Source organism: uncultured Demequina sp. (genome assembly GCF_913055775.1).
GTDB lineage: Bacteria > Actinomycetota > Actinomycetes > Actinomycetales > Demequinaceae > Demequina.
This window is the reverse complement of sequence record NZ_CAJXJX010000122.1, coordinates 1-8,024: the sequence shown is the minus strand read 5'-3', so window position 1 is coordinate 8,024 and position 8,024 is coordinate 1. Positions and strand designations below refer to the sequence as shown.

The 8,024-nt window shown below is 69.4% G+C and carries 7 protein-coding genes and 1 pseudogene; 5 read left to right on the top strand and 3 right to left on the bottom strand.

Annotated features, from left to right (window positions below; genetic code table 11):
• Window positions 1-11 precede the first annotated feature (11 nt).
• Window positions 12-920: a DUF2510 domain-containing protein gene (locus QZ483_RS11300; RefSeq protein ID WP_297084048.1), complete on the bottom strand. Its 909-nt coding sequence runs from the start codon at window positions 918-920 to the stop codon at window positions 12-14.
• An 83-nt stretch (window positions 921-1,003) separates the two neighbouring features.
• Window positions 1,004-1,579, bottom strand: a complete 576-nt coding sequence (dcd, locus tag QZ483_RS11295; RefSeq protein WP_297084046.1) for a dCTP deaminase — start codon at window positions 1,577-1,579, stop codon at window positions 1,004-1,006.
• Between the two features lie 157 nt (window positions 1,580-1,736).
• Here dcd and QZ483_RS11290 point away from each other — a divergent pair, with 157 nt between their 5' ends.
• Entirely contained in the window at window positions 1,737-4,160 is a 2,424-nt protein-coding gene (locus QZ483_RS11290; protein WP_297084044.1) for a GH36-type glycosyl hydrolase domain-containing protein, read from the top strand.
• A gap of 154 nt (window positions 4,161-4,314) precedes the next feature.
• Here the strand turns inward: QZ483_RS11290 and QZ483_RS11285 are convergent, their stop codons facing one another.
• Window positions 4,315-5,247, bottom strand: coding sequence for a DUF4349 domain-containing protein (locus tag QZ483_RS11285; RefSeq protein ID WP_297084043.1), 933 nt, complete (start codon window positions 5,245-5,247; stop codon window positions 4,315-4,317).
• A 260-nt stretch (window positions 5,248-5,507) separates the two neighbouring features.
• Between QZ483_RS11285 and QZ483_RS11280 the strand changes: the two genes are divergently transcribed.
• From QZ483_RS11280 to QZ483_RS11265, 4 genes and pseudogenes are all read left to right on the top strand, one after another.
• On the top strand, window positions 5,508-6,320 hold the full coding sequence (locus QZ483_RS11280) for a DUF4397 domain-containing protein (RefSeq protein ID WP_297084040.1): 813 nt from the start codon (window positions 5,508-5,510) through the stop codon (window positions 6,318-6,320).
• Between the two features lie 106 nt (window positions 6,321-6,426).
• Entirely contained in the window at window positions 6,427-7,089 is a 663-nt protein-coding gene (locus QZ483_RS11275) for a class F sortase (protein WP_297084038.1), read from the top strand.
• The gene (locus QZ483_RS11270; protein WP_297084037.1) at window positions 7,086-7,673 is read left to right on the top strand and encodes an RNA polymerase sigma factor; all 588 of its coding nucleotides are present in this window, start codon (window positions 7,086-7,088) and stop codon (window positions 7,671-7,673) included. The genes QZ483_RS11275 and QZ483_RS11270 overlap by 4 nt, the downstream gene beginning before the upstream one ends.
• Window positions 7,663-8,024, top strand: a pseudogene (locus tag QZ483_RS11265) (anti-sigma factor); the annotation flags it as partial. The gene QZ483_RS11270 and the pseudogene QZ483_RS11265, both read left to right, overlap by 11 nt.

Here is an 8,024-nt window from a genome sequence, read left to right as displayed (position 1 = left end):
CCGGAGTGGGGTCAGGCCTCGTCGATCGTGAGCGAGCTGAGCATCGCCTGGACGACGTCGACTTGGGTGCCGTACTGCTCGAGCGAGCTGGCGCTGACGATGACCTGGCGCGGGCCCTCGACGACGACGCCGACGGTGTTGGTGAGCCGCTCTCCGTAGAGGGAATACCCGAACTCGATCACGTACGCCGTGTAGCCGGCTGCCGTCTCCACGGCGCCCTCGGAGATCTTCATGACGTCCTCGAGCTCCGCGGTCGAGGACAGCAGGAAGGCCTCGGCCTCCAGGCGTGCGGAGGAGGGACCGCCCACGTCGGCGGCGCTCATGACCGTGAGCGCCGAGCCTCCGGTCTCCCACGAGCCCTCCATCATCCACGCGCCGTCCACACGCACGTCGATGCCCGTCTCCTGGAGCGTCAGTGCCTCGATGGTGCTGGCGCCCAGCTGGACCCGCACGTCATCCCACGTGGGGTCGTAGCCGATCGTGCCGGCTCCTTCGAGGGTCGCCACGGTCGTCCACGCGTCGGGCACATCCGCCTCGAGCGACGTCGCGCCCGCGCCGTCGATCGCGGACAGCGCTGCGCCCTCGAGCCGCGGCAAGACCACAGCCGCCGCCACGATGCCGAGGACGACGACGGCGACCACGCCCGCGACGATGCCGGCCACGGCCCCGCGTGACAGGCCGCGCTTGGCCGGCGCCGCAGCCGGGATCGCGGTCATGGGCGCGGCCCAGGCCGCCCCGTCCCAGTAGCGCTGCCGGGTGCCGTCCTCCGGATCCGCGTACCAGCCGGGGGGCGGCGCCACTGCAGCGGTCGCTGGCGCGCCGAGGATGGGCGCCGATGCGGGCGCGCTGCGCTGCGCCGCATCCGCGAGCTCGTCGCTCGGGTGGTCACCCGTGCTTCCTGGTGCGTTCCACTCCGTCATGCGTGCTGCTCCCTCGCGTTGTGCCTGGTGCGCACACTAGCGGCGCTGGCGCCGCCGCGGGGGCGATGTGATCAGGTCGACAGTCAGATATCGGAGCGGTGGAAGTTCTGGAAGCTGCGGCTGGCGGTGGGTCCGCGCTGCCCGCGGTAGTGGGATCCGTAGGCGTCCGAGCCGTAGGGGTGCTCGGCGGGGGAGGACAGGCGGAAGAAGCACAGCTGGCCGATCTTCATGCCGGGCCACAGATTGATGGGCAGGGTCGCCATGTTGGACAGCTCGAGCGTGACGTTGCCCTCGAATCCGGGATCGATGAAGCCGGCGGTCGAGTGGGTGAGCAGCCCCAGCCGGCCGAGCGAGGACTTCCCCTCGAGCCGTGCCGCGATGTCATCCGGAAGTTCCACCGACTCGAAAGTGGATCCCAGGACGAACTCGCCGGGGTGGAGCACGAACGGACCGTCGCCCTTGACCTCGACCAGCCGCGTGAGCTCCGGCTGCTCGGCGCTCGGGTCGATCGCGGCGTACTTGTGGTTGTCGAACACGCGGAAGAACTTGTCGAGCCGGACGTCGATCGACGACGGCTGGATCATCTCCGGCTGGTACGGGTCGAGCGCCACGCGCCCGGCGTCGATCTCGGCACGGATATCGCGGTCGGAGAGCAGCATGGTGTCAACCTAGCGCGTGCTCGTCCGGGCGGCGCGAGCACGCTCCGATCCCGCGCGCGGGAGCGGGAACCGCGTTCGTGGTCGAATCGTTATGTCAGAACGTTTCGATCTCGGTTAGAGTGAGGTCGGTTCACCCACATCTCGGAAGGCTCCACCCATGCAGTTCGGCCACTTCGACGACGAAGCGCGCGAATACGTGATCACCACGCCGCACACTCCCTACCCGTGGATCAACTACCTGGGCTCGCAGGAGTTCTTCGGTCTGGTGTCGCATACCGGTGGTGGCTACAGCTTCTACCGCGACGCGAAGATGCGGCGCCTGACGCGCTACCGCTACAACAACATCCCCGTCGACGATGGCGGCCGCTACTTCTCCATCAACGACGGCGGCGACGTGTGGAGCCCGTCGTACCGTCCGTACAAGAAGGACCTCGAACGATTCGAGACCCGGCACGGCATGGGCTACACGCGCATCACGGGCGAGCGGAACGGCCTCGAGGCCTCGGTGCTGCTCTTCGTGCCCGTCGACGTCAACGCGGAGGTCCACCAGGTCACGCTGACGAACCACTCGGACGCGTCCAAGCAGGTGGACCTGTTCAGCTTCATCGAGTTCTGCCTGTGGAACGCGGAGGACGACCAGACCAACTATCAGCGCAACCTGTCGATCGGCGAGGTCGAGGTCGAGGATGGAGCGATCTTCCACAAGACGGAGTACCGCGAGCGCCGCAACCACTACGCGGTCTACGGAGTGAACGCCCCGGTCGCCGGCTTCGACACCGACCGTGACACCTACCTGGGGTTCGGCAACGCCTTCCACGAGGCCGCCGTTCCGCACGCCGCGAAGTCCGGTGACTCGATCGCGTCCGGCTGGTACCCGATCGCGTCGCACCACCTGGAGGCGGAGCTCGCGCCGGGCGAGTCGAAGCAGTACACGTTCGTGCTGGGCTACCTGGAGAACGACGCGGACGACAAGTGGGAGTCGCCCGGGGTCATCAACAAGGCCGGCGCGCGGGACCTGCTGGCGCGCTTCGCCACCAACGAGCAGACGGACGCCGAGTTCGCGCGCCTGAACGCCTACTGGGATGGCCTGCTGGGCAGCTACACCGTCGAGTCGGGTCACGAGAAGCTCGACCGCATGGTCAACATCTGGAACCAGTACCAGTGCATGGTGACCTACAACATGTCGCGGTCCGCGAGCTTCTTCGAGACCGGCATGGGCCGCGGCATGGGCTTCCGCGACTCGAGCCAGGACCTGCTCGGCTTCGTGCACCTGGTCCCCGAGCGCGCTCGCGAGCGCATCATCGACATCGCGTCGACGCAGTTCGAGGACGGCAGTGCGTATCACCAGTACCAGCCGCTCACGAAGCGGGGCAATCACACGCTGGGCTCCGGCTTCAACGACGACCCGCTGTGGCTGATCCTGGGCGTCGCGGCCTACATCAAGGAGACCGGCGACTTCGGGATCCTCGACGAGCAGGTGCCGTTCGACAACGACGAGTCCAAGGCGGAGTCGCTCATGGAGCACCTGCGCCGCAGCTTCAATCACCCGCTCGAGAAGGCCGGTCCCCACGGCCTACCTCTGATCGGGCGCGCCGACTGGAACGACTGCCTCAACCTCAACTGCTTCTCCACCGAGCCGGGAGAGTCCTTCCAGACCACGGGCAACAAGACCGGCGGTGTCGCGGAATCGGTGTTCATCGCCGGCATGCTCTGTGCGATCGGGCCCGAGTACGCCGCGCTGGCGCGACGCCGGGGCGACGAGGTCGAGGCCGAGCGCGCGGACAAGGCGATCGAGGACATGCGCGCCGCGGTCACCGAGCACGGCTGGGACGGCGAGTGGTTCCTGCGCGCGTACGACTACTACGGCAACAAGGTGGGCACGCACGAGACGCAGGACGGCCAGATCTGGATCGAGCCCCAGGGCTACTGCATCATGGGCGGCATCGGCCTCGAGGACGGCAAGGCCATCCAGGCGCTGGACTCGGTGCGCGAGCGCCTCAACACCCCTCACGGCATCGTGCTCCTCAACCCTGCCTACAGGGAGTACCACGTCGAGCTGGGAGAGGTCACGAGCTACCCGCCGGGCTACAAGGAGAACGCGGGCATCTTCTGCCACAACAACCCGTGGGTGATCATCGCGGAGACCGTCGTGGGCCGCAGCGAGAATGCGTGGGAGTACTACAAGCAGATCGCGCCCGCGTACCGCGAGGAGATCTCCGAGGTCCACCGGCTCGAGCCCTACGTGTACGCGCAGATGATCGCGGGCAAGGACGCGGAGCGCCACGGCGAGGCGAAGAACTCGTGGCTCACGGGCACCGCGTCGTGGAACTTCGTGGTCGCGTCGCAGTACCTGCTGGGCGTGCGCGCGGACTACGACGGCCTCGTGGTCGACCCGTGCATCGGCGCCGAGGTGTCCGAGTACACGGTCCGCCGCCAGATCCGCGGATCCGAGTACGTGATCACGGTCAAGAACTCCGGGGGCAAGGGCGCGAGCCTGGTCGTGGACGGCGCGCCCGTCGACGGCTCGCACGTCCCCTACGCCGCTCCCGGCTCCGTGGTCGAGGTGACCGCGACCGTCTGACCCGACCGCCGCATCGGCCCTCCGCACGTCCCGGCGGTGCGTTCTCGCTCACCTACCGCCGTATCCGAGCGATTCGGGCCCATTTCGCTCGCCTAGGCGCTTGGGTGAGCGCAATTCGACCGCCAGGAGGGCCGATGCGCGGGCTGGGGTGCGCTCAGTCCTCGCTGGCGACGGGTTCGGGCACGTCGCTCGCGGCGCGCTTGCGGCTGCGCCGCGCGCGGACCACGAGGAGCGCGCCGATCGCGATCAGCCCCGCGAGGGCGATCCACGGCAGGAGCACGCCCGCGACCACCAGGGCGCCTGAGAGGAAGCCGACCAGCGCATCCCACCCGGACACGAGCCCGCTCCAGAACGACCGCGGGCTGTCGTCGACGATGACCACGGGCTCGGTCGTGAGCGACAGCTCGATGGTCGACATCGACACCTGGTCGTCCAGCCCGCGCTGGCGCGCCTCGAGGCTCTCGAGCTCGGCCTGACGGCGATCCAGCTCGCTCTCGAGCGCGATGATGTCGTCGATGTCCTCCGCCTGGTCCAGCAGCGCCTCGATGCGCTGGGTCGACGCGCGCAGGGTCGAGATCTGGGCGTCGAGGTCCGTGACCTCGCGGGTGACGTCGTACGAGCTGGTGCTGTACTCGTTGACGTCGCCGAGGTCGCGCAGGTCGTCGACCACCCGATCGAGAGCGTCCGCCGGAATGCGCAGGGTGAGCCACGCGGAGCCGCCGTAGTACTCGTCCGGCGCCGTCTCGCTGCGCGAGTCGACGCGCCCGCCGGCGTCGCGCACCACACGTGTCGCCCGCTCCGCGGCGTCGATGGGATCCTCCACGGTGATGTAGAGAGCGCCCGTGACGATGACGGACCGATCCGCCTGTGGTGCCGCAATCTCGCCTGACTCCTCAGCGGCGGCGCGGTCCTCCACGTCCATGGCCTCCGCGGAGTCCTCGAAGGCGGCGTCGCCGCCGCCGGACGTCGACCAGCCGGCATCGTCGGAAGACGAACAGCCTGCGAGAAGCCACGCGAGGACGAGGGCCAGCGCGATCGCCGCTCCTAGGCGGAGACGATGCCGGGCTACGCGGTCAAGTGCTGTCATGTCGCTCATAGTAGGGAGACGGTTGGCGGCCCGAAAGCGTTGGGTGATTGCTGTTCGGCCACGGTTCGGCCACGGCGTCACCCCTGGTGAGAGACGGTGCCGCCGCCGCATCTGGCACGGAACAGCGGTGGCCCCTGGAGCATTCCCGCGTTCGCCGCCAGAGAATTTCCATGCGCGTGCATCTAAACCCGTGCCTCGGCCGGAAGTAGTGGGTGAAGGGGGTCGCAACCGGTGGCCTCCCGAACCGAAGGAGAAGGATCATGCGCACGTCATTCATCGCCGGCGCCGCCGCCGGAACCCTCATCGCCGCGGGTCTCGCCGCCCCTGCCCTCGCTGTCGAGGACGGGATGGCCGAGCTGTCGGTGCTGCACGGCATCCCCGACACCCCCGTCGACGTCTACGTCAACGGCGCCAACACGATCGACGACTTCCAGCCCGGCGACCTCGCCGGACCGCTGGACCTTGAGCCCGGCACCTACACGGTGGCGCTGACCGCGACCGACGCCGCGGACGACTCGTCGCCGGTGCTCGGCCCGATCGACATCACCCTCGAGGAGGGCATGAGCTACACGGCCGTGGCGCACCTCGACGCGAGTGACGCCCCGACCGTCAACCTGTTCACGAACGACATCTCCGAGACCGCCGCGGGCGAGGGCCGCCTCACGGTCCGCCACACTGCGGGCGCGCCGGCTGTCGACGTGTGGGCGGACGGCTCCGTCCTGTTCGACAACCTCTCGAACCCTGACGAGGTGATGGGCGACGTGCCCGCCGCCACGTACGAGGCAGCCGTCTCGCTGACCGGCGAGACCGACCCCGTGCTGGGCCCGGTCGACGTCGAGGTGGCTGACGGTGTGAACACCATCGTCTATGCCTGGGGCAGCGCTGCTGGCGATAGCCTCGACCTCGCAGTCCAGACGGTGGACACCCACGCCTCGAGCCCGTCCGGTGTCGAGGCCGGCACCCAGGGCTTCGCGGATGAGCGCGGCATCTCGACTGGGGCCGCCGCCGGCATCCTCGCCGCCCTCGCACTCGCCATCGGCGTGGGCGCCCGCCTCGCGGTCACCCGCCGCTGAGGCTCGACAGGTCGCGGGGGGACGCGCCCGACCGGCGCGTCCCCCTTCGGCCCGTCAACCGTCCGCCCGTCCACCGCATCCACGCGAACGCAGCAAGGAGAGAGCCATGCGCACCCTCGTCATCGTGACCATGACCTTCCTCCTCGCTGCGTGTGCTGCTCCTGAAGCCGCGCGTGGTGACCGGGCCGCCGCAGCCCAGCCGTCGCTGGAGGCCGCCTCGCGCGAGACGGTCGGGGCCGTCCGAGCTCCGACGGTCCTGGGCGACGTTCCTATCCAGGACACCTCCCCGGAGACTCTCGAGCAGCTGCGGTCGGAACCGCCACAGCGGCTCACCATCGACTCGCTCGGCATCGACATGCCGGTGGTCGACGTGGGCCTCGCGGACAACGGCACGATGGAGATCCCGACCGCCGCGGCGGACGCCGGCTGGTACCGGTTCGGTCCCGCGCCCGGATCGCCGTCAGGCAACGCCGTCATCGCCGCCCATGTCGACGACCGCTACGGCGTGGGTCCCTTCGCGCAACTCAAGAACCTGTCCGCGGGCGACGCGATCGGGATCACCACCGCCTCGGGCGAGGACCTCGACTTCACGGTGGCGCGCGTCGAGCAGACCAGCAAGCAGGAGGTCGACATGTCCCTCGTCTTCGACCGCGACGCCGCGCCCACGCTGGTGCTGGTGACGTGTGGTGGACGCTTCGACTGGGATGATGGACACTACGAGGACAACGTCGTGGTGTTCGCCACGCCCGTGAATCGGACGTCGCCATGAGTGCCGTCCCCGTCGAGGAGGTCGCTGCGCCGATGGCCGTCGAAGCCACGTCCGTGAGTGGCGCCAATCTCGCGCGGGCTTTCGTCGCGGGCGAGGAGTGGGCCCTCGAAGAGCTGTATCGCGACGTGTCCTCCCTGGTCTACACCATGGCCGTGCGCGCGCTGGGCTCCGAGGCGGACGCCGAGGACGTCGCTCAGCAGACCTTCGTGTCCGCCTGGCGCAGCCGCGAGCGCTTCGATCCTGAGCGCGGTGACCTGCGAGGCTGGGTGGTCGGCATCGTCCGGCGTCGGATCGCCGATGCGCTCGAGTCGAGGGTGCGTGAGCAGCGCAGGCTCGAGGCGGTCAAGGACGCCGAGCCGATCAAGCGCTCGCCAGTCGACGACGCGGAGAGCGTCCTGCTCGCCTATGAGGTGGAGGCGCTGGGCGACCCGCGCAACAGAATTGTGGCGCTCGCGTACTACGACGGCGCCACGCACGAACAGATCTCCGAGCGACTCGATATGCCGCTCGGCACCGTCAAGAGCCACTTGAGACGAGGGCTCATCCAGCTGCGCGACCGATGGGAGGCCTCTCATGTCGCATGATGACGACGAGTCGCTCGAGTCGCTCGAGAAGGCTCTCGGCCGCGCGCGCGGCACCGAGCACGACCCCACGCTGCTCACGCCGCCCGACCGGGTCTGGCGAGCGATCGCTGCGGAGCTCGACGCCGACGACGGCGAGGAGGCCGTTCCCGACACACTGCCCGCATCCGCCCCTGACGTGACGTCCGACGCGACCGGCGCATCGGCGCCCTCGCCTGCCCCCGCATCGGCCCGCGATGATCTCGCGCCGCGCCGGCGCGGCGTCTCCGGCTGGGGGCTGGTAGCGGCCGCCGCCGCAGGCGTGGTGGTGGGCGGTGTCGCCGTGGGTGCGATCATCGGCCTGGGCGGCTCGGA